The 21312-nt window shown below is 42.1% G+C and carries 19 protein-coding genes; 10 read left to right on the top strand and 9 right to left on the bottom strand.

The features are described from left to right. Positions 1 to 14: 14 nt before the first annotated feature. From QJS82_RS06345 to QJS82_RS06335, 3 genes are all read right to left on the bottom strand, one after another. A complete protein-coding gene (locus QJS82_RS06345; RefSeq protein WP_281491685.1) occupies positions 15 to 518 on the bottom strand; it encodes an IS630 family transposase in 504 nt (167 codons plus the stop codon). A 13-nt stretch (positions 519 to 531) separates the two neighbouring features. Then, positions 532 to 852: an IS630 transposase-related protein gene (locus tag QJS82_RS06340; RefSeq protein WP_281491616.1), complete on the bottom strand. Its 321-nt coding sequence runs from the start codon at positions 850 to 852 to the stop codon at positions 532 to 534. Between the two features lie 140 nt (positions 853 to 992). Further along, entirely contained in the window at positions 993 to 1751 is a 759-nt protein-coding gene (locus QJS82_RS06335) for an IclR family transcriptional regulator (RefSeq protein ID WP_281491615.1), read from the bottom strand. 654 nt (positions 1752 to 2405) lie between these two features. On the opposite strand from QJS82_RS06335, the gene QJS82_RS06330 reads away from it, so the two are divergent. Further along, positions 2406 to 3278 (top strand): hypothetical protein, encoded by an 873-nt coding sequence (locus tag QJS82_RS06330; RefSeq protein WP_281491614.1) that lies wholly within the window; start codon positions 2406 to 2408, stop codon positions 3276 to 3278. A gap of 120 nt (positions 3279 to 3398) precedes the next feature. On the opposite strand, the gene QJS82_RS06325 is transcribed toward QJS82_RS06330, so the two are convergent. From QJS82_RS06325 to QJS82_RS06315, 3 genes are all read right to left on the bottom strand, one after another. Beyond that, entirely contained in the window at positions 3399 to 4199 is an 801-nt protein-coding gene (locus tag QJS82_RS06325; protein WP_281491613.1) for a 4'-phosphopantetheinyl transferase family protein, read from the bottom strand. Between the two features lie 206 nt (positions 4200 to 4405). Then, complete coding sequence (gene pal / locus QJS82_RS06320; protein WP_281491612.1) at positions 4406 to 4924, bottom strand: peptidoglycan-associated lipoprotein Pal; 519 nt, start codon at positions 4922 to 4924, stop codon at positions 4406 to 4408. Between the two features lie 151 nt (positions 4925 to 5075). Then, entirely contained in the window at positions 5076 to 5741 is a 666-nt protein-coding gene (locus QJS82_RS06315) for a DUF6231 family protein (RefSeq protein WP_281491611.1), read from the bottom strand. Positions 5742 to 6013: 272 nt separating this feature from the next. Between QJS82_RS06315 and pepN the strand changes: the two genes are divergently transcribed. Further along, on the top strand, positions 6014 to 8656 hold the full coding sequence (pepN, locus tag QJS82_RS06310) for an aminopeptidase N (RefSeq protein WP_281491610.1): 2643 nt from the start codon (positions 6014 to 6016) through the stop codon (positions 8654 to 8656). A gap of 157 nt (positions 8657 to 8813) precedes the next feature. Here pepN and QJS82_RS06305 read toward each other — a convergent pair whose 3' ends face one another. After that, positions 8814 to 9896, bottom strand: coding sequence for a 3-deoxy-7-phosphoheptulonate synthase (locus tag QJS82_RS06305; protein ID WP_201619352.1), 1083 nt, complete (start codon positions 9894 to 9896; stop codon positions 8814 to 8816). Between the two features lie 507 nt (positions 9897 to 10403). Here QJS82_RS06305 and QJS82_RS06300 point away from each other — a divergent pair. The 5 genes from QJS82_RS06300 to lpxB all read left to right on the top strand — a co-directional run bounded on the left by QJS82_RS06300 (position 10404) and on the right by lpxB (position 15363). Next, positions 10404 to 10877, top strand: coding sequence for a helix-turn-helix domain-containing protein (locus QJS82_RS06300; protein ID WP_281491609.1), 474 nt, complete (start codon positions 10404 to 10406; stop codon positions 10875 to 10877). Then, positions 10870 to 11538 (top strand): RNA-guided endonuclease TnpB family protein, encoded by a 669-nt coding sequence (locus QJS82_RS06295; RefSeq protein WP_281491608.1) that lies wholly within the window; start codon positions 10870 to 10872, stop codon positions 11536 to 11538. The genes QJS82_RS06300 and QJS82_RS06295 overlap by 8 nt, the downstream gene beginning before the upstream one ends. A 115-nt stretch (positions 11539 to 11653) precedes the next feature. Beyond that, the gene (locus QJS82_RS06290; protein ID WP_281491607.1) at positions 11654 to 12526 is read left to right on the top strand and encodes a ribonuclease HII; all 873 of its coding nucleotides are present in this window, start codon (positions 11654 to 11656) and stop codon (positions 12524 to 12526) included. Between the two features lie 224 nt (positions 12527 to 12750). Continuing rightward, positions 12751 to 13905, top strand: a complete 1155-nt coding sequence (gene tnpB, locus QJS82_RS06285) for an IS200/IS605 family element RNA-guided endonuclease TnpB (RefSeq protein ID WP_281491606.1) — start codon at positions 12751 to 12753, stop codon at positions 13903 to 13905. 207 nt (positions 13906 to 14112) lie between these two features. After that, complete coding sequence (gene lpxB / locus QJS82_RS06280) at positions 14113 to 15363, top strand: lipid-A-disaccharide synthase (protein WP_281491684.1); 1251 nt, start codon at positions 14113 to 14115, stop codon at positions 15361 to 15363. A gap of 90 nt (positions 15364 to 15453) precedes the next feature. On the opposite strand, the gene QJS82_RS06275 is transcribed toward lpxB, so the two are convergent. Continuing rightward, on the bottom strand, positions 15454 to 16155 hold the full coding sequence (locus QJS82_RS06275) for an IS1 family transposase (RefSeq protein WP_281491605.1): 702 nt from the start codon (positions 16153 to 16155) through the stop codon (positions 15454 to 15456). A 123-nt stretch (positions 16156 to 16278) separates the two neighbouring features. Beyond that, positions 16279 to 16944: a DUF924 family protein gene (locus QJS82_RS06270; protein WP_281491604.1), complete on the bottom strand. Its 666-nt coding sequence runs from the start codon at positions 16942 to 16944 to the stop codon at positions 16279 to 16281. Positions 16945 to 17095: 151 nt separating this feature from the next. On the opposite strand from QJS82_RS06270, the gene QJS82_RS06265 reads away from it, so the two are divergent. From QJS82_RS06265 to QJS82_RS06255, 3 genes are all read left to right on the top strand, one after another. Next, positions 17096 to 18322, top strand: coding sequence for a carboxynorspermidine decarboxylase (locus tag QJS82_RS06265; RefSeq protein WP_281491603.1), 1227 nt, complete (start codon positions 17096 to 17098; stop codon positions 18320 to 18322). Positions 18323 to 18593: 271 nt separating this feature from the next. Next, positions 18594 to 19868: a saccharopine dehydrogenase family protein gene (locus QJS82_RS06260; RefSeq protein WP_281491602.1), complete on the top strand. Its 1275-nt coding sequence runs from the start codon at positions 18594 to 18596 to the stop codon at positions 19866 to 19868. 118 nt (positions 19869 to 19986) lie between these two features. After that, complete coding sequence (locus tag QJS82_RS06255) at positions 19987 to 21288, top strand: IS4 family transposase (RefSeq protein ID WP_281490124.1); 1302 nt, start codon at positions 19987 to 19989, stop codon at positions 21286 to 21288. Positions 21289 to 21312 lie beyond the last annotated feature (24 nt).

Below are 21312 nucleotides of genomic sequence, written 5' to 3'. Positions count from 1 at the left end.
TATAGTCAAAGAAATTATAAATCGCTACAAAGCCATAAGAAATAAAAGAACAAAGTGTCAACACACTCTAGCCGCCACTCTTTACGTTTTTGTTTGACCCAAGCCCACATCTGCTCGATAGGATTCAAATCAGGACTGTAAGGCGGCAACCATAAAATAGTGTGATTTGCACTTTCTATAAGTTCAGTCGTGTCTTTCCGCTTATGAAAGGTTGCATTATCCATAATGATTACGCTGTCTTTCGGTAGGCTTGGTAGCAGCAGTTGTTCAACCCAACTATGGAATACATCACTATTGACACTGCGATCATAGAGTCCAACAGCGAACAGCTGGTTATTGTAAATAGCACCTATAGCATTGGTTTGGTTTTTAAGCTGCCAGTTGTATTGACCAAAGCATTTTTTACCTCTATCAGAGTAACCGTAAGGTCGGTTCTCATGAGATTTAAAACCACTTTCATCAAGATAAATAATAGGCTTATCATCAAACTTAAATTGCGCTAACTTTTCAAGGAATATTAGACGTTTTTCATCATCCGCTTTTGGATGAGTTAAGCTCTTTTTTTTGAGTGATACCGATTCGTTTTAAAGCAATGCCTATCGCTCTTTGAGTGCAGTTAAAACGCCGAGCCCGTTCGTGCTGATAATCATCAGGATAAGCGTCTACATCAGCTCTCAGTAAATCATCGTCTATCTTTGTCGGGGTAAATTGACGTCTTTTACGCTCAGGAAATATTTTCCAACGCTGAATGGTGTTGGTGCTAATTTGATACTCCTCTGCAAGTTGTCGAATGCTATAGCCTTCTTCAAGCTTATTGAGTATCAGTTGTCGGTAGTCTTTTGAGTATGCCATATTATATAATGTAGCGGATTTGTGTTTCTTTTACTATATATTTATAATCACTTTATTAACAAAGCATAAAAAGGTCTGCGCTGGTTTTATAGCGCAGACCTTTTTGTGTTCGATCATATTTTTTCTTAATGATAGAAGCTCTAGTTTTGCAGCTCATACACCAAAGCTTGAATATCCTGCGCAGCTGTTTGCAAGCGCGGCACATGCTCCAGTAGCTCATCTAATGACACACGGATGGTCGGGGCGTGAATATATAAAGAGGCCAAATAGCGTGACTTTTTATCCAACACAGGCACCGATACCGCTACCATCTCTGAGATAAACTCTTCATTGTCGATACCAATGCCCGTCTCCGCAATACGATCAAGCTCGGCATTTAACGCATCAATATCCGTAATCGTATTTTTGGTAAATTTATCTAGCGGAAGCCCTTGCAGTATTTTAGCGCGGCTGGTCGCCGATAACTGGCTTAAATAAAGCTTGCCCGTGGCCGTACACCACATCGGTGATTTTGCGCCTACAGGGAGATAAATCTGTAACGGTAACGAGGTGTTAGCACGATTGGTATACATCATGCCCATCTGATAAGGAATGGCAATACCACAAGTCTCTTTAATCTCATCAACCAATTTGTGCAAAATTATTTGGCGCTCATTAAAGAACTGACGCTGTTGCCAAAGCTCGACGCTCAAATTACGTACCCGCTTGCCAGGAATAATACCGCCACCAATATCAACCGTAACAAACCCTTCATCGACCAAATTTTGAATCAATCGATGAATGGTCGGTTTTGGGATATCAAGCTCTTGCGATAGCTCAAGTGGCGAGAGGGGCTTTGAAGCGTAAGATACGGCTTCGATAATCTCTAACACACGGGTAATCGACGATACTTTAGGCATATAGATGGCTCAATAAGAATGATAAAAATAAAGCAGAAAACAAAAGACGCTGTAATCAGTCAGTTAAATACCAGTAAATTCAAAGTCTAAAAGCAACTTTATGACTAAGACTAATTTAGCATATTATCGCGCTTAGACAAGCTTATATCTCATTAAATATAAACACATTTATCTACCATACTGCGATTCATACTAAGTATTAACTAACAGCTTTCTAAATCATCTGGTTTTTTAAGTTATCTGGCTTCTAAATTATCAGGCATTAGGTAATGTTAGATACGTTAACTCACAAACCACAACAAACTGTAGTAATAAACTCTATAACTGTAATTGAGTTAAAGTGTGACATAGGTCATTATACTGACATGTTTTGTAATACCTTTACATGAGCGTTAAGCGATTCAATATTCGTGTTTGTGCTATTCAGTTGCTTTGAGAGTATTGTGTAACAGGAAAGCGAAGTTTTGCGGATTGGTGTAGCAATTATTACAATATCTATGCAATCTTTACATAACGGCAAATAAAAAGCGCATCCATGGGGGTGACTTTTCAAGCCAAAATTGTTTTAATCTGCTCAACAAAATGGTTGTTTAAAAAAAGCTAAATTATCATTTTTTTACGGGCGAGTTATTTCACACTTTAGGAGAGTATTCTATGAAACTTATTAAATTAACGGCAATCTCTGCTGCTGTTTTAGCATCAAGTGCTGCATTAGCAGCTGAGCCAGTTATCGTTGTTGACGGTAATGAAGCAGTTGTATACGAAGCTGAGCCAGTAGCTGTTGCTTATCAAGCTGAGCCTGCTTATGCATATAATGCTGAAGCTGGTGTTGTACGTAACACTACGGGCGCTGTTGTTGGTGGTACTAAAACTTTCTTCCAAACCGTTACTCATCCAGCTGCTATCAGCGCTGAAGTTGGTACTTTAGGTTATGGTGCTAACATCGGTTGGGCACTTAACGACAAAACTGAACTACAAGCTGGTTGGGCAGGTGGCGATGTTGCTGACCTATTTGGCGGTGACTTTGACGCTGGTGATGTAAACTACGATGTTGATGCAGATTTCAGCAACCCATACCTAGGCGTACAATTACGTCCTACAGGTAACTGGTTCACAATGGGTGCTGGTATCATCGTTCCTGATAACGATCTTGATGTAACTGCAAATGCTGATGGTGGTTTCTTTAAAATTGATGGTCAGCAATATAATTCTACTGATGTAGGTACTCTTCAAGGTACTATGGAACATCGTAACAAGCTAGCGCCTTATGCTACGATTGGTTTCCGTCCTAACATCACTAACAACTTTGGTTTATTTGGTGAGATTGGTGCAGCCTATATGGGTAAAACTGATGCAACTGTAAACGCAGTAGATCCTGATAGTGTAGTTAATTACACAGATTCAAACGGTGCTCAACTTACTACTACTGCCGGCGAAGTTGCTTCTAAAGCAGAAAGAGAGCTAGAAGATAAAGATTGGTTAGAGTGGATGCCAATTGTTAAAGTTGGTGCAACTTACCGCTTCTAAGCTAATCACAGTTTAAATACTGTTTTTAGAAGAAAAGTAGTAATAAAAAAACGATCCTGAAAAGGGTCGTTTTTTTTGTCTAAAATAAAGTCAGAATTATGTGCCTACATTAAGTACTTTTTAATAAACAATTACTGTCTGCTGCTCAGATAGTAAGATGAGATAGTAACCAGTTTGATCATCGTTGAACGCTAACAAAGATAGCTGTGCCTGTGCTTCGATGCCGTTTACTAAACCAGTAATGAGATAGGAGTAATCCATACCCAAACCTTGTGCAAGGGTATACTGATAAATTTTAATAAAACACTCTTTTATTTGCCATAGTAACTTAGCGACAGTGTCACGCTGAGTGATGGTTAGAGCTTGCAAGATAGCAATCTCATTAATATGATAAAAGCGCTTTGCCACCCGCCACTCAACTTTATTGGTTTCTATGTCGATGCCTGCCGGTCGATGACAACTGATAACAACCGCAACTTTATTATCTAACCCGTTAAAAGGTTTTCCTCCACTCGGCTGAGTAGAAGTATTTGGACTACTCGCCCCAGTATGACTAAAGCATACGTAATATTGGCTGTTAACAAGTCGATAGGGGAAGCTTACGTCATCCAAACTGTCAATAATACCTAGCTTGTTAAGTAGAGATTGTAATAACAAGCGTACACCAGCACGTTGCTGCTGACGCTGTTGATAAGCGATTTTGCGCGCTGATAGAGAAACGTTAGAAATATGGTAGTGCCAAGTAATATGAATGAATTTATCAGTGTTGATGTTTAATAGGTTTGCGTTAAATAATAATGGATTGCTGAATAAGTGCAAAGACTCTAGAGGGCAAGACGCAGTTACCTGAGCCGTCGCGCACCACGTCGTGGAATCAAGTTGACTGTATTGGATATTATGTAAGTTTAAGGTTGGCATCATTTGTTTATAGTAAAGGCTATTAGCTTAAAGCTGTTGAGAGATAGGTTTCTTCGTATTTTTATGTAGATAAAGTCTACAGTTTGTCAGAATATAAACCACTTTTAACCATTCATTTTAGCGTAGCAGAATGCAAAAAGCCCAACAATATATTTGCTGGGCTTTTTGCTACTCATTAATTTAGGCTAACAAAGTCTTATCAACAGTGATTAGTAAGACAATTCAGCACGGCGGTTTTGTGCATAGGCATCTTCAGTCGTACCGGCTGCTTCTGGACGCTCTTCACCATAGCTGATGACACGGATATTATTTACCGCAACACCTTGGGCCGCAAGATAATCACGTGCAGCTTGGGCACGGCGCTCACCTAGGGCGATGTTATATTCACGGCTACCGCGCTCATCAGTGTGACCAGCGATAACAACACCAGCGTTTGGGTTTGAGCTTAATAGACCAGCATGTTGATTTAATACGCCAGCCGCTTGTGAGGTGATTTCACTGCTATCAAAGGCAAAGTATACAACTGCTTGTAGGTTCTCAGCACCAGTAATAACAGCATTTGAGTTACCGACAATAACCGCGCCGTTATAACCCGCTTGACCACCTGGGATACCTAGTGGGGCCACGACAACTTCTGAAGTCGCGCGTTTGTTGGCACAACCTGATGCCAATACCACAGCACTTGATAATACTGCTAGAGCAGCGATTTTTGAAAAACTGGTTGACATAATGAGCTCCTAAAATTTTAATGACATTTGTTGTTGTAAACTGCTTTTGGTAAAACTTAGGCAATTGCTATCTATCATATACTAAATGTTACTTTATGTAAGTAGTATTACTGTAAATAATTCGAGAATTTACATATACCTATCCGATATTTCACCAACGATTCTTGCCCCAGTTTTCAGGGTTCGCCCAGTAGTCAGCATTGAGCCAGTTTGGCAATTGCTTATAATCGTACAAATTAAACTGCCAAAGTGTGGCAGATATGGGCGACGATACCTTTAATGAAGAGGTGTCTTTTTGATGAGTGATATCCTTGTCTAAAGATGTTTCGCTCAAAATATCGAACGGTGTCAATCCGTAAGCGCGCAAATCTATTGCCTTATCAAGCACGATAAGTAAATGGGCGGCATAGATGTCCCGATAGCGCATGAGTAGGGGGATATACTGTTGTAGTAATTCTGCTGATAAGGTAGGTAGCCAAAAGCAGGCCAAATTATAACGCTCAGGCCGCGCTTGTTGGGTAAGCTCGGTTAAAGTCGCTATAGGCAATGCTGCCATTTCATCATTATTTTCATCGTTCTTATAGAGACTATCAGGCGCGCTGCTTTTTATAATGGCAATGCTATCTCTAAGTTGGGCTTGCAGATTTAAGCGTTCTTGCTTATCTAGTACGACCCACAATATTTCGCCCTGATGATTATCGACAGAGGTTAGTTGCTCAGTTACTTGGCTTTGCGTCGGTGCGGCTAATGAAGGTAGTAATGCCTCAATATAAGCACTTAATAATGGTAAAGTAAGGTTTGAAGCATCAGTCGTCATAAGGTTGGTCGTTTAATTGGTAGTCAGGTTAGAAATCAGCCTATTACATCATGTTAATAAATATTATCCAATGATTAACTGCTGTAATTGACAAAGGCGATAGTGATTAATAAATGAATAAAAAGGCGAGCGGTTCATGCTAACCATGACTACTACCTGAGTAATAAATGCTAAGCTGGTTTTTATTCATCCTCGCACTTGAAATTTGGTGGTTTAGAGCAATGTAGCTAAGTGTTATAAGCTTTTTATCATAAATAATAATAGGAACTTTCATGTCCACCACTGAAACTGCTGCTCAAATTATCAATCCTGACATGCCAGATGTGCCATCACATGCTCCAAGTAAAATTCATTTAAAAGACTATAGACCACCAAGTTTTGATGTCGAAACCGTTGATTTGGATATTAAGCTATTTGATGATCATGCTATTGTAGATAGTACTTTGGTGATGCAGCGTCAGACTGACGGCGATTTGGTGCTGTATGGTGAAGCGCTTGAGCTGATGTCTATTAAGCTTAATGATGAGCCGCTTGCTCGCAATCGTTATACGCAAGCTGAGGGCACATTGACCATTACCGATGCGCCAAAAAACACCAAATTACAGCTGCAAGTACGCATCCATCCGCATACCAATACGGCGCTTGAAGGCTTATATATCGCCGGCAGTGGTGACGATACCATGTTTGTCAGCCAGTGTGAGCCAGAGGGCTTTCGCAAGATTACCTTTTATCCGGACCGTCCTGATGTGCTGGCGATATTTACCACACGCTTAGAAGCCGATAAGCGTTTTCCAACGCTATTGAGTAATGGTAATTTGCTCGAAGCGGGTGAAGTGTCGGATGCGCCAGAGCGTCATTATGCGATTTGGCAAGACCCGACCAATAAGCCAAGCTATTTGTTTGCTTGCGTTATCGCTGACTTAGATGTATTGACTGATAGCTATACGACGAGCGAAGGGCGTGAGGTAATGCTTGAGCTCTATGCGAAGTCTGAAGATATCGATAAATGTGCTGTCGGTATGCAAGCTTTAAAAGACTCGATGCAATGGGATGAGGTCAATTATGGTCGCGCTTACGATTTAGACCGTTATATGATTGTTGCGGTTAGCCAGTTTAATATGGGGGCGATGGAAAACAAGGGTTTAAATATCTTTAACACCGCTTGTGTACTGTCTAGCCCTGAGACGACTACGGATTCGCGCAGCTTTAGTGTCAAATCTATCATTGCTCATGAATACTTTCATAACTGGACGGGCAATCGCATCACCTGCCGTGATTGGTTTCAGCTGTGTCTAAAAGAAGGCTTTACCGTTTACCGTGATCAATCGTTTTCAGCCGATCAGCAATCAAGTGCCGTCCAGCGTATCGATGATGTGGCAACCTTGCGCGCGCATCAGTTTGCTGAGGATGCAGGACCGTTAGCGCACCCTGTACGCCCTGAAAGTTTCGTTGAGATTAATAACTTTTATACCACCACTGTCTATGAAAAAGGTGCTGAAATTGTGCGTATGATTGCCAATACGCTAGGGCCTGATAACTTCCGCAAAGGTACGGATGAGTACTTCCGTCGTTATGATGGGCAAGCGGTCACGGTTGAAGATTTTTTATCGGCGCTTAGTATTACCGATAGCAAGATTGAGGACTTTATCGACTGGTATCGTCAGCCCGGTACGCCAGTGGTCTCTGGTCACCAAAGTTATGACAGCGCTACGCAGACATTGACTATTACTTTGAGTCAGCAAACCCGTCATGTTGCAGGCTTTGATGCACCAAAACCATTGCCGATACCCGTAGCGACCGCACTATTTGATAAAGATTCTGGTGCTATCGTCGCTGAGCGTATGTTGCTGCTCGATCAAGCCACACAAACCTTTACCTTTGAAAATGTAGTAAGCGAGCCAGTAGTGTCCTTGCTACGTGATTTTAGCGCCCCAGTACAGCTCAATTATGATTATCAAGATGAAGATTTGGCGTTTTTGCTTAAATATGAGAACAATGGCTTTAACCGCTGGCAAGTGACGCAAATGCTCGTCAATCGCATTTTACTGCAAGGTCAAGGCGCGAAAAGCAGCCCTGAGATATATCTGCAAGCAGTGGCGCAGACCTTGCCGGAATTGGCTGCTAGTGATGCGATGTTGGCGGCGCGTTTGCTTGATATTCCGTCAGCACCAGAGTTGGCATCTGCTATTCATAAAGATTACGATCCAGAGCTGGTAAAAGCACAGCGTGAAGGCTTATATCAACAGCTGGCAGAGGCGCTAAAAGGTCAATGGGCTGAGCTTTATAAGCAGCTACCGATGCAGGCTTATGAAGACAGTGCCGCCGCTCGTGGCACCCGTGCTTTACGTAATGTGGTACTCGATATGGCATTGACCGCCAACGTTGCCGGTGTAGATGAATGGGCGCAGCAGCAGTATGATAATGCCAGCTGTATGACAGAACGTTTTGGCGCGTTAAAAGTGATGGTCAATCATCAACTGGCAAACGCTGATAAGTATCTGGCGGATTTTTATAAACGCTTCCAAAATAATGATTTGGTTATTGATTTATGGTTTAGCGTGCAAGCGTCTGCTGATACGGTCACACCTGATACTATTAAATCCTTACTTGCGCATGCAGATTTTGATTGGAATACGCCCAACCGTGTGCGCTCAGTCATCAGCGCCTTTACCTCGCAGCCAACAGTCTTATGGACGGCAGAAGGATTAGATATTTATATCGCTGTGATTAAAAAGCTGGATGACGCCAATCCGGTGTTAGCATCGCGCTTATTACAAGTGCTGGCACGTTGGAATACCTTGGCTGAACCGCGTCGTCAAATGGCGCATGAGCAGTTGCTTGAACTGCAAAAGCAAGCGACTTCTAGGCACGTAATTGAAAGTTTAAACAGTGTTTTAGGGTCAGCGAGCGAGTAGGGTGAGTTAAATGACTCTATAACCATAAACTAAATTATTTTATAAGAAAAAGCCCGTCCGATATTATTATCGGACGGGCTTTTTTATGAAACGCTTAATAATGCTTAAAAAACTTAATGACGTTTGCTTATGGGCAATCGTTATTAAAGATTAAAAATTAACGATTCGGTAATACGTCTTTAACCATGTCACGTAGATTGCGCATGGCAGTGACCGTACTATCCCAATCTAAGCAACCATCGGTGATAGATTTGCCATATTCAAGTTGGCTCAAATCAGCCGTCAGCTTTTGATTGCCGCCTTTTAGATGGCTCTCAATCATCAGACCGATGATAGATTTATTACCGTTTTTGATCTGCTCAGCAACGTTTTGGATGACCATCGGTTGCAGATAGGGGTCTTTACCTGAGTTGGCATGGCTTGAGTCAATCATAATCTTACTATTGGTCTTGCCTTTTGCCAGCTCGTTTTCAACTTGCGCAACAGCGGTTTCATCATAGTTTGGCTTACCGTTACCACCGCGTAGTACCACGTGTGCGTAAGGATTGCCTTTTGATTTGATGATAGAAACTTTGCCATCTGCTGATAAGCCAAGGAAGCTATGACCTTCTTTCACTGCTTGCATGGCATTAACAGCAACCGTCATGCCGCCATCTGTACCGTTTTTGAAGCCAACTGGGCATGATAAGCCTGAGCTCATTTCACGATGCGTTTGGCTTTCAGTGGTACGAGCACCAATCGCTGACCAGCTAATCAAATCCTGCATGTACTGCGGTGTGTTTGGGTCTAACGCTTCAGTCGCACACGGAAGACCTTTTTCGTTCAAATCAAGTAGTAGCTTACGGGCAGTACGCAGACCTTTTTCGATATCAAAGCTATCGTTCATATCAGGGTCGTTAATCATGCCTTTCCAGCCAACCGTGGTACGCGGCTTTTCAAAATAGACACGCATCACAACGAAGATGCTGTCTTCAATCTCTTTTGCCAATACGGCTAAGCGATCGGCATATTCGTGGGCGGCTTTAATATCGTGAATAGAGCAGGGACCAATAACCACAAATAGACGCTTGTCTTTACCATCGAGGATATCTTGGATGGTATTGCGACCTTTTAGAACCGTGTTATAGGCGTCATTTGACAAAGGTAGCTCAGACTTTAGCTCAGCGGGAGTGATTAAAGGAATGAATTTTTCAATATTCACGTCGTCAATATCTGCATTATGGATAACTGGTGTTGTCATGGTTATATATCGTCTAGCTGATTTATAGGGATATTCATTATGCGGACAAAAGCGCCGGTTGACAAGGGCAGTCGCACAGTTAATTGACTGCTAACTGGAATACTGAGGTTAAAACTTCGTTATCATTGCCGAGTCTGAGCTATATGCTGAGGTTAATAGGTATCAAAATTAGGTGTTAAAATGAAAGTTAATTTTGTCTATGTTAATGAATAAGTATTATGATTTTAGACAGTAATTATCGAGCTTTTATTGGCTAATTTAGCTATTTTAAGCACTGTCACGTATGATGAGCTTATAAACAACCGCATTTAAGACTTATAAATTAAGCTTGAGCCTAATAAATGCTGTTAAGGTGGCTTTTAACAAATCCCCTACCTCTAAAGGAGCGGGATGAATGCGTCTTTGTGATCATTGACCTAACGATACCAATGACAGCTTGAAAGCGAGTGGTTATTAAAGTAATATAATACTTAATTGACCGCAAGTCATCATCGAGAAAGACCGATAATGAGTAAGCAGATCCATAAAGCCTATAAAATTAGGATTTACCCCAATGAGGTGCAAAAAGTGTTTTTTGCTAAGTCGTTTGGCTGCACTCGTTTTATTTGGAATAGAATGCTTGCGGATAAAAAAGACTATTATAGACTGCATAAAAAGTCCCTAAAAAACACCCCAGCTCAATATAAAAAAGAGTTTGAGTGGTTGCGTGAAGTGGATAGTTTGGCATTGGCTAATGTGCAAATGCAACTACAGCAAGGATTTCAATCTTTCTTCAAACGTCCTGATATGGATTTTCCTAAATTCAAAAATAAAGGTAAAAAAGATAGTTACACCACCAACAACCAAAAAGGCACAGTGGCGATTGATGGCTCGTTTATTAAACTACCTAAAATCGGTCGTATTAAAGCCAATATCCATCGGTCTATCAATGGCTTAATCAAGAGCGCCTTCAGGCAAGTATTATGTCAGTGTTTTGGTTGAAACCATTGCGACACCATTCCTAAAAACTCAATCAAACATTGGCATTGATTTAGGATTAACAGACTTTATCGTCTTATCTGACGGCACTAAAGTTGCTAATCCTAAGTTTCTAGCAAAACTAAAAGATAAGTTGGCTCGTGCTCAAAAAATCATGTCCAAGCGCAGTGCGGTTGCCAAAAAAGCCAATCGCAAACTATCTGAAAGCAGTAACTATCGAAAACAAAAACGTAAAGTCGCTAAAATTCATGAAAAAATAAGCAATAGCCGTAAAGACTTTCTACACAAACAGTCCTTCAATATTGTCAAAAGCCACGATATTATTGTGATTGAGGACTTGAACGTCAGCGGCATGCTCAAAAACCATAAACTCGCTAAAGCAATCAGCGACAGTTCATGGTCAACTTTTACCACCATGCTGGACTATAAAGCAGATTGGTATGGCAAACAGCTCATTAAGGTCGATAGATGGTTTCCATCTTCAAAGACCTGCTCAGTCTGTGGTTATGTTCTTGGTAAAGACGAGTTAAAACTTAGTGATAGGTCCTGGAATTGCCCCAGTTGCAAGTCTGAAAATGACCGTGATCTCAATGCCAGTGTCAATATCCTCAATGAAGGATTGCGCTGTCTAACCCTCAAAGAACCCTTGGTGCAAGGGAGTTAGCTAAGTCAATTCGTCTAACCGCTGGTACAAAACATCGTACTAAGTATGGGCGTTACCTAAGAAACCCCCGCTTCTAAAGCGGCGGGTAGTTCATTAAATAAGACAGTACAATTTTATGAGTAACACACCTTGCAGTGCAAATCCTTTCACGCCAATTAGCATCTGTATTGAGCAAGTAGATATTAACGGTCAGTATATTCAACTGACAGCACCGATACAGCTATCAGGTCAGTTAAATATTGTTGAGCTATTGGCGCAATATCCGATAAATGAAGAGAGCGAACAAGCACCTATACAAATTGGTGTCGATGAAGCAGGGCGTGGGCCTCTGTTAGGCAGCGTTAATGTCGCTGCTGCGATATTACCTGCTACTTGGTCAGGGCTTATTGAGGATGCACCACTTAACGGTACTGTGCTATCTATCTTGACGGATTCTAAGCAGCTGAGTGAAAAGAAACGCGACACTCTTTACCCGTTGGTTCAGCAATATGCCGTAGGGCACGTCGTCGCTGATATACCGGCTGCTGTCATCGATCAAATCAATATCTTGCAAGCAACGATGCTCGGTATGCGTTTATGTACTGAGGTTTTGTTAGAAATAGTTGCCAAGCACCTTAATACCAGTGCGGAAAGGCAGTTTGAGGTGTTGATTGATGGCAATCGTTGTCCAGATTTGGATTATGCACGCCTTGATAAACTTGGTATAAAAGAGTCAGTAATTGACTGTCAAGCGTGGGTAAAAGGCGATGCATGTCATACCAGTATTGCGGCTGCTAGTATTTTAGCTAAGGTAAGCCGTGATAAAACCATGTATGCGCTTGATGCTGAATATCCTGAATATGGTATTGCCAAGCATAAAGGCTATCCGACGCGCGTCCATATGGAAGCAATCGAAACTTATGGCGTATTAACCGCGCATAGACGCAGTTTTGCACCGATAAGAAAAACGCTCGAAAACGTAGCGCATACCGAAAGCGACAAGAAGTAGGCTGTTAAAACATTTAGCAAAATAGCCTAAGTAAAAGTTACTGTCACTCAAATATAAAAATCACCTGCTTATTAAACAGGTGGTTTTTTATTTCAACATTTAACATCTTAGCGCAGAATTCTCCCACCTCTAAGGTGGTGAGATGAATGCGTTGTTGGTGATAACAACCTCTACCTGTAGTATAATTAATAATAAATATAACACCAACTAACAATAAGTATTTCATGCCAAAGCAAATCCTAAAAGCCCATAAAGTAAGGCTGTACCCTAATGAAGAACAACAAATATTCTTCGCTAAATCATTCGGCTGCACACGCTTTATTTGGAATAGGATGCTTGGCGATAAAATAGACCACTATGAGACCACAAAGACCACCTTAAACAACACTCCTGCTCAGTATAAGAAAGAATTTGAATGGCTAAAAGAAGTGGATAGCTTGGCATTAGCGAATGTTCAGCAAAACCTAAGAGCTGCTTATAATAAGTTTTTCAAGCAAGGCGCCCGATTCCCTAAGTTCAAGAAAAAAGGGTTTAAAGACAGTTACACCACCAACAACCAAAAGGGTACAGTGGCGATCACAGATAGCACTGTCAAGCTGCCTAAGGTTGGTCATATCAACGCCAAGTTCCCCGATAAAATAAACGGCTTAATTAAGAGCGCCACCATCAGCCATACCCCATCAGGTAAATATTTTGTTAGCTTACTGGTTGAAACCATCGTTAATGAATTACCAAAAACCCACTCTAACATCGGCATTGACTTAGGATTGACAGACTTTATCGTCTTATCAGACGGCAGGAAAGTTGCTAATCCTAAGTTTCTATCGAAGCTGCAAGACAAGCTTGCGCGTGAGCAAAAAATTTTAGTCAAACGCAGAGCCGTTGCTAAAGCGGATCAACGCAAGTTGTCAGAGAGCCGCAACTATCAAAAGCAAAAAACAAAAGTCGCCAAGGTCTATGAGAAAATAACCAATACTCGCAAAGACTTTCTACATAAACTCTCATTCAATCTCATCAAAAACCACGATGTTATTGCTATTGAGGACTTGAACGTCAAGGGTATGGTTAAGAATAGAAAATTAGCTAAAGCCATATCGGACAGCTCATGGTCGTCATTTACCACCATGCTTGCCTATAAAGCAGACTGGTACGGCAAAACGCTTGTCAAAATAGACCGATGGTTTCCATCGTCTAAGACTTGCTCAAACTGCAACCATCTACTGACTAAAGCTGAATTACCGCTGTCGGTTAGAATGTGGAATTGTCCAAGTTGCTTGCAGCAAAATGACCGCGATATCAATGCCAGTATCAATATCTTACATCAAGGATTGATACTGGCTAAACAATCAAAAACTGTCGGTGCGACAGGGTTAGCTTAGTTGATTCGCTTAACCGCTGATACAGAATATCGTGTCAAGTAAGAGCTTTACCTAAGAAACCCCTACCTCTAAGGTAGCGGGTAGTTCATCTGTACTGCTTTGATGGTACTAACTTGATATTGAGAGCTTGTCATGACAGATTCTGCTACGCCTCACCAACCTTATGATTTAACGTCAGCAACTGATGGCTATAATGCTTATGACGCAATGCCTGCTGTGACGGGGGCGCCACTGGTCATAGGGATTGTCGCTGGTGAAGTGTCAGGGGATAGCTTGGGCGCAGATTTTATGCAGCAGATGAATAACCTGCGCGATGATATCATTTGGGTTGGTATTGGCGGCGCAAAAATGAAAGCGCAAGGGCTACAAAGTATTTTTCCATTATCGCGTTTGGCAGTGATGGGCTTGGTAGAAGTGATGGCGCAACTACCTGATTTGCTTAAAGCTAGGCGTGAATTATTAACGGCCTTTAAAGCCGCCGATATTGATTGGTTTATCGGTATCGATGCGCCTGATTTTAATCTACGAGTTTCTAAAAAGCTTAAGCCACAAGGGGTGTTTTGCGTACAATATGTCAGCCCTTCTATCTGGGCATGGCGTGAGTCGCGTATTCACAATATTAAAGCGGCGACCAATTTGGTGCTTTGCTTATTCCCATTTGAGCTGCCCGTTTATGAGCGTCATAATCATCCGGCGATATGTGTCGGTCATCCGCTACTACGAACCATTGATCAGACGCTACTTGAGACGCCAGTCAATCAGCGCCGTAGTGAGTTGGTCTGGCATAATGACGGCTTGCAGCAATTTTTTATCGACCGCTTTGATGATGTCAGCCAGCTTATCTGTGTCATGCCAGGTTCGAGACGCGGTGAAATTACAGCAATCTTGCCGCTCATGCTCGATGGTATCCAAAAGCTGATTTTATTAGACCCAAAGCTGTGTTTTATTATTCCAACGGTCGATCAAAATCATCAATATATCGTGCAAGATATCATTGATAAGCGCTCAGAGCAGCTGCGCGCGGCGATTGTGGTGGTCTATGATGACAGCCAACCAACCTTTAGTCAGCAAGCGATGGCGGCCTCAGATATGGTGATGCTGGCATCGGGTACTGCAACCTTGGAAGCCATGTTACTTGAGCGTCCAATGGTGGTGATTTACCAGTTAAATCAGCTGACTTATCAGATTGCTAAACGTTTGGTTAAAGTGCCTTATGTCGGTTTGCCCAATATTTTGGCAGATAGCGCGATTGTGCCCGAGCTTATCCAAGAGCAGGCCAGTGGTGATAATATCTGTCGTACCGTGATGCGCCTGCTGCAGCCTCGCGCCTATGCTGAGCAATTAAAGGCGCTCATTGATACCAAGCAATTATTACAACAGCAGAGCAATCATGACCCTGCTAATAGCGTGATTGAACAGTGGTTCTTACAAGACAATCATCAATCCCAAGTTCAATAAAGGTAAATTCCCTAAGCATAATTAAACTAGCTTCAATATTATTTGCATCACACTTAAATCTTTGGTGGTGTTCTAAAAAGTATGCTGACATCAGACATAGCCATAATTGATATAAAAGAATACCAAATCAAACACTTTTAAGTGATTATCGAGTTTCTTAGAGAAACAATAGGTTCTTCTAACGGCTCGCTTTAGTCGGTGTCTAAGACGGCAGTTATTGCTTTCAATACCTATCGTATGCTGTTTGCCAACTTGTTTGTTATCTGGTTTAAAGGCGGTTATAAAACTGTCCCAGTTGTCCATACTGATAGAGCCATAGCTGACTGTAAGCTGCTTTAAACGTGCTCTTAACTTCTTAGCCGTTTTTAGGTCACGTTTGCCCCAAACATAAGCGACAATCTCATTGGTAGCGCGGTCATAAGCGTAGATGAGCCAGACTTTACGCTTCTTGCGATACACGTAAGTCCAGAATTCATCAACCTCTAAGCGTTCATAGTAGCTCTTCTTAGGCGCGATCTTATAAACAGATGAGCCTATGGTGCTCAATACTTTACCGATACTGACTGAGGCTATAACCGCTATGTCTCTAACGCCGCAACCTCTAACCGTCATTAGCCGTATAATGTCTTCTATTTTAGAGTGACAGCCGTTATAAGTTAAGGCATGATCACCAATGAATTGACGTTTGCAGTCCTTGCACTGGTAGTTCTGCTTGCCATAGCTTTTTATACCATTTTTCTTTAGACTAAGACTGTGACAGTCGGGGCAATTGATCTGTATTTGTATCTTCATAACCTCAAATATATCATCTTGCTTCGGCTGTCACCCTTCCTTTATTACCCCAGCATACTTTTTGATACACCACCAAATCTTTTAACAGTTACGTTCTATTAAAGCTTACGTTTCAACAACTGCTTAAAAAGACGAGTTGGGCTGCTGTAAAAAAGCCTCTTCTTCGAGAGTTGATTCACGACCCAAGGTCTCATTGCGGTGCGGGTAACGGCCAAACTTATCAATAATGTCTTTGTGGCGACGCTCAAAGTCTAAAGTATTGGCATCGTTTAGTTGCTCAAAAAGCGGTAGATAACGTTTATGAATCATCGCTGACTCAGAATGCATAAGCGGCATAATAATAAATTTACGCCACTGCGTTGGTAGGGTATCAAAATGTGGCTGCCCAATGGCTTCTTGTGCCAATACCAACGCCATACCATCTTGAGCAAACGCGCATGCTTGCTCGCGACATAGGTTACGCGAAAACTGATCTAAGACAATGATTTCAGCCAAGCGTCCAGCCAACGCTGTGATTGAGCTGTTGCTATCGGCTGGCGCGTCTGCAATGCGCCACGTGACGCATCCACCTTGTTTTGCGGCTTGCCAAATCTTGCCAAACTTATCATTTATCTTCTTATCAAAGTCATCATTTTGCGCAAACCAGTATGGCTCATTGTCTTTGTCAAACCAAAAATCCAACACGGCACGCGCCTCTGAATCGAGATGCTCTAAATTTATATTTTTGAGCTCGAGTGACGATAAATTGGTATGGCTTTTTGAGGTAGAATAATCGGTTGAAAGTGACATAAGCTATTCTAATTGTGATGAATTTATACTACTATAGCGCACTTATTTGGCCCTGTCATTTGGCCTTGTCACAATGTGTGATAACGTGTCATAACTGTATCACAGTGCGCCATTAAGCCATCGTTAGCATTAAGCTATTAGGTTATCTCTTATGAACTCAACACCAGCTGTTTCTCTTGCCGCGCTAAAAACGCCTTACTATTTGCTTGACGAAGCGGCGATTGTCGCAAATATGCAGATTATCGCTCGTCTGTGCGAGCTATCGGGCGCCAAGGCCTTACTCGCGCTCAAATGTTTTGCCACTTGGGGTGTTTTTGATGTGATGGAACCCTATTTGCATGGCACTACCTCGTCTTCATTGAATGAGGTGCGATTGGGCTATGAGACTTTTGGTAATAATAATGCCGATAATAACAATAGTGTTAATAACCAAGATAAAAAAGAAACCCATGCCTACAGCGTCGCTTATAGCGCGGATGAAATCGGCGAAGTACTGAGCTATGCGGATAAAATTATTTTTAATTCTATCTCGCAATTAAATGCGTTTAAAGGTCAAGCAGCAGCAAAAAACATTCCAGTTGGATTACGCTTAAATCCAAAGACCAGTAATTCGTCTTTTATCATTGCTGATCCTGCTCGTCCTTTTAGTCGCCTTGGTGAGCATGATAAAGATAAGATTGCAGCAATACTTGGTGATATCACTGGGGTTATGATTCATAACAACTGTGAAAATGACAGCTTTGAGGCATTTAGTGCAAGTTTGGCCGATATTGAAGCTAGATTTGGTGACGTCTTAGCACAGCTTGAATGGGTCAGTTTGGGCGGTGGTATTCACTTTATCGCCCCTGATTATCCATTGGAAAAATTGGCAGACAGATTAAAAGGCTTTAGCGAAAAATATGGCGTACAAGTTTATCTTGAGCCGGGTGAGGCAAGCATTCATGGCGCTGGCTCATTGGTGACGACAGTATTAGATACCATGCACAATGAAAAAAATCTAGCCGTTGTTGATGCCTCTATCGAAGCGCATATGCTTGATTTGCTGATTTATCGTGAGTCGGCGCCTATAGCGTCTATTAATGGTGAGTTCATGGCTATTGCACCTGTCAACAAAGACCAAGTAAACGACGTTATAGATAACACTATTATTTACGGGCGTTCTTGCTTGGCGGGTGATATTTTTGGCGAATATGTTTTACCTAGCAACTTACAGATAGGCGATAGGATTGCGTTTGGTAATGCCGCAGGCTATACCATGGTGAAGAAAAACTGGTTTAATGGCGTTAACATGCCGGCAATTGTTATCCGTCGTCTGGACGGCAGTATTGATATTCAGCGCGAGTTTGATTATCAAGATTATAAGGCGAGTTTGTCATAACGCTGTTACGCTTGGCATTATTAAATCATACTGCCAAACAACTATCTAGAAATGAGGATTGGTCTTGAGTTTTCTAAGTTATGTTGTAATTTCTGCCGAAAAGTAAGTAAAAATTGTTATAATTGCCACTGGCAAAGGCAGTCGGATTTGTCTAACGGGTGCGTGGGTTTTCCTCGGTCTTCCTTTTTAATTCACGCATATCATTCACTCGTTTCTGTTTTGCATAGCCACTATCAATGGTATCGACAGGGACACAAAGGAGGATTGTTCTTTGAACACAAACCAACAAGCTAAGTCCAACAAAAAAGATGTACTTATCATCGGCGCAGGCGGCGTTGCTCAAGTGGTCGCGCATAAATGTGCGATGCATAATGATGTGCTCGGCGAGATTCATATCGCCTCACGTACTAGAGATAAATGTGATGCCATCGCCCAAAGCGTCAAAGACAAAGGTAGCTTTAAGCAAGCTGCTGTCTTACATACGCATCAAGTCGATGCCATGGATAGCCAAGCGCTGATACAACTGATTCAAGATACTGGCGTACAAATCGTCATCAATGTCGGTTCGGCATTTGTAAATATGACGGTTTTGGAGGCTTGTATTGAGACGGGTACTGCCTATATCGATACTGCGATTCATGAAGATCCACGCAAAATTTGCGAGACGCCGCCATGGTATGACAACTATGAATGGAAGCGTAAGCAGCGCTGTGCGGACAATAATGTCACGGTAATCTTGGGTGCAGGATTTGATCCCGGCATGGTTAACGCCTATGCGCGCCTTGGCTATGACATGATGGATGCAGGCTCTGTGACTGATATCGACATTATCGATATCAATGCGGGCAGCCACGGTAAGTACTTCGCCACCAACTTCGATCCTGAGATTAACTTCCGTGAATTCACCGGTACGGTTTATTCTTGGCAGGACAGTAAGTGGCAGTCGAATAAGATGTTTGAAGTAAAGCGTACCGATGATTTGCCAGTCGTTGGTGTGCAAAACAGCTATCTAAGTGGTCATGACGAGATTCATTCTTTATCAGCCAATCTAGATGTGCCAAACATCCGCTTTTGGATGGGCTTTGGTGAGCATTATATTAATGTTTTCACCGTGCTACAAAATCTAGGTTTACTGTCTGAGCAGCCGGTGATGACTGCGGAAGGGCAAGAAGTGATACCGTTAAAAGTGGTCAAAGCCGTGCTACCAGATCCAAGCTCGCTTGCGCCAAACTATACCGGCAAGACCTGCATTGGTGATAAGGTTAAAGGTAAAATCAATGGCGTTGATACCGAGGTATTTATCTATAATATCTCAGATCATAAAGAAGCCTATAACGAAGTCGGTAGCCAAGGTATCTCTTATACTGCTGGCGTGCCACCTGTCGCTGCTGCGATGTTAGTCGCAACTGGTGAGTGGGATGCGGGCAAAATGGTCAACGTCGAAGAGCTTGATGCCAAGCCATTTATCAATCTATTGAATAAGATTGGTTTGCCAACGCGTATCAAAGATAGCGAAGGCGATAGAGCATTAGAGTTCGATATTTAGTCAGTAAGTTTATGCAATATAAAAGCCTATCTTTAAAGATTAATGCCAGTCAGTTAAGGCAAAAACTCAATAAAAGTAATAAAATAGCCCATCTAATAAGTAGATGGGCTATTTTACTATGAGACTACAAGACGCTATTAATGAGACGCATAAAAGGATTCCAGACACCCTAGAACAATTTAGTGAATTAATAGACCCTGAGTGGATACAGCAAGCTTTAGAGTATACCGGCAAAGCGAGCATTAGAAGGCGTAAGCTACCTGCCGAACACGTTGTTTGGATAGTCATCGGCACAGCTTTATATCGAAACCGTTCAATTTGGTATATCACAGAGCAGATGCGGCTTAATATAGACTCACAGGCCTGCGTACCCAGTGCAGTGGTACAAGCAAGACAACGCCTCGGGCATGAGCCTCTAAAGCAGCTATTTCATCAACTAAGTGCTCACTACCAAACAGAATCACGAGCCGAGCAGCAAGACTTTATGGGACTTAGCGTCCAAGCTGTAGACGGTGTCGTATACTCACTACCCTATACTGATGAGAACCTTCAGTACTTTAGTTCAAGCAAAGGCAGAACTAAAGAGGCGCCCTATCCCCAAATGCGTTCGGTATGCCTGATCAATACTGACACGCATGAGATCATTGACACAACCCTTGGAGATATGGGTCAAGGAGAGATCACATTAGCCCGTCAGCTAAATATTCAAGACAACAGCATTACGCTCTTTGATAGAGCCTATTTCTCAGCAGACCTACTGATTAGTTGGCAACAAACCCATCCAAACAGTCACTGGCTCATGCGGGCTAAAGATAATTTGCGTTACAGTGTAATTGAAACCTTTAGTGAAGGGGACTACTTGATACAAATGCCGGTTTCTCCCCAAGCTCAAAAGAAAAATCCAAACCTACCCGATACTTGGCAAGCTCGATTAATTGAGTGTAGTTATGAGGGTAAGACAAGACGATACATCACCTCTTTAATAGATGATAAACGCTTTACTAAGGATAAAGTGGCACAGCTGTACTTGCAGCGCTGGGAGATCGAGATGGCTTTTAGGGAAATTAAGTCTGATCTACAGCAGGGGCTGTTGTTAAGAAGTAAGCTGCCACAGCTTGTGTTACAAGAGTTCTGGGGGCTTATGATTGCTTATAATCTGATAAGACGTTTGATGCGCTATATGGCAGTTAGAGCTAAGGTTAGCCCTCTACGAATTAGCTTTCATATGGCGTCTATTACGATTGTTGATCTGTTACGGTTTGCGCCTTTACAGGCTGCAGGACTCTTCCCTAAGTTGTTAGATGCAGTTTTAGAGGAAGGAAAATTGTTTGTCATTCCTGAACGCAGAAAGCGATCTTGCCCGAGGGTGGTTAAGGGTAAACCACAAAAATATCCCAAAAAAAATACCAGTCAGCCTTAACTGACTGGCATTAATCTTTAAAGA

Origin of the sequence: Psychrobacter maritimus, assembly GCF_029953575.1 — a bacterium.
GTDB lineage: Bacteria > Pseudomonadota > Gammaproteobacteria > Pseudomonadales > Moraxellaceae > Psychrobacter > Psychrobacter maritimus.
This window is presented reverse-complemented; position numbering and strand designations above follow the sequence as displayed.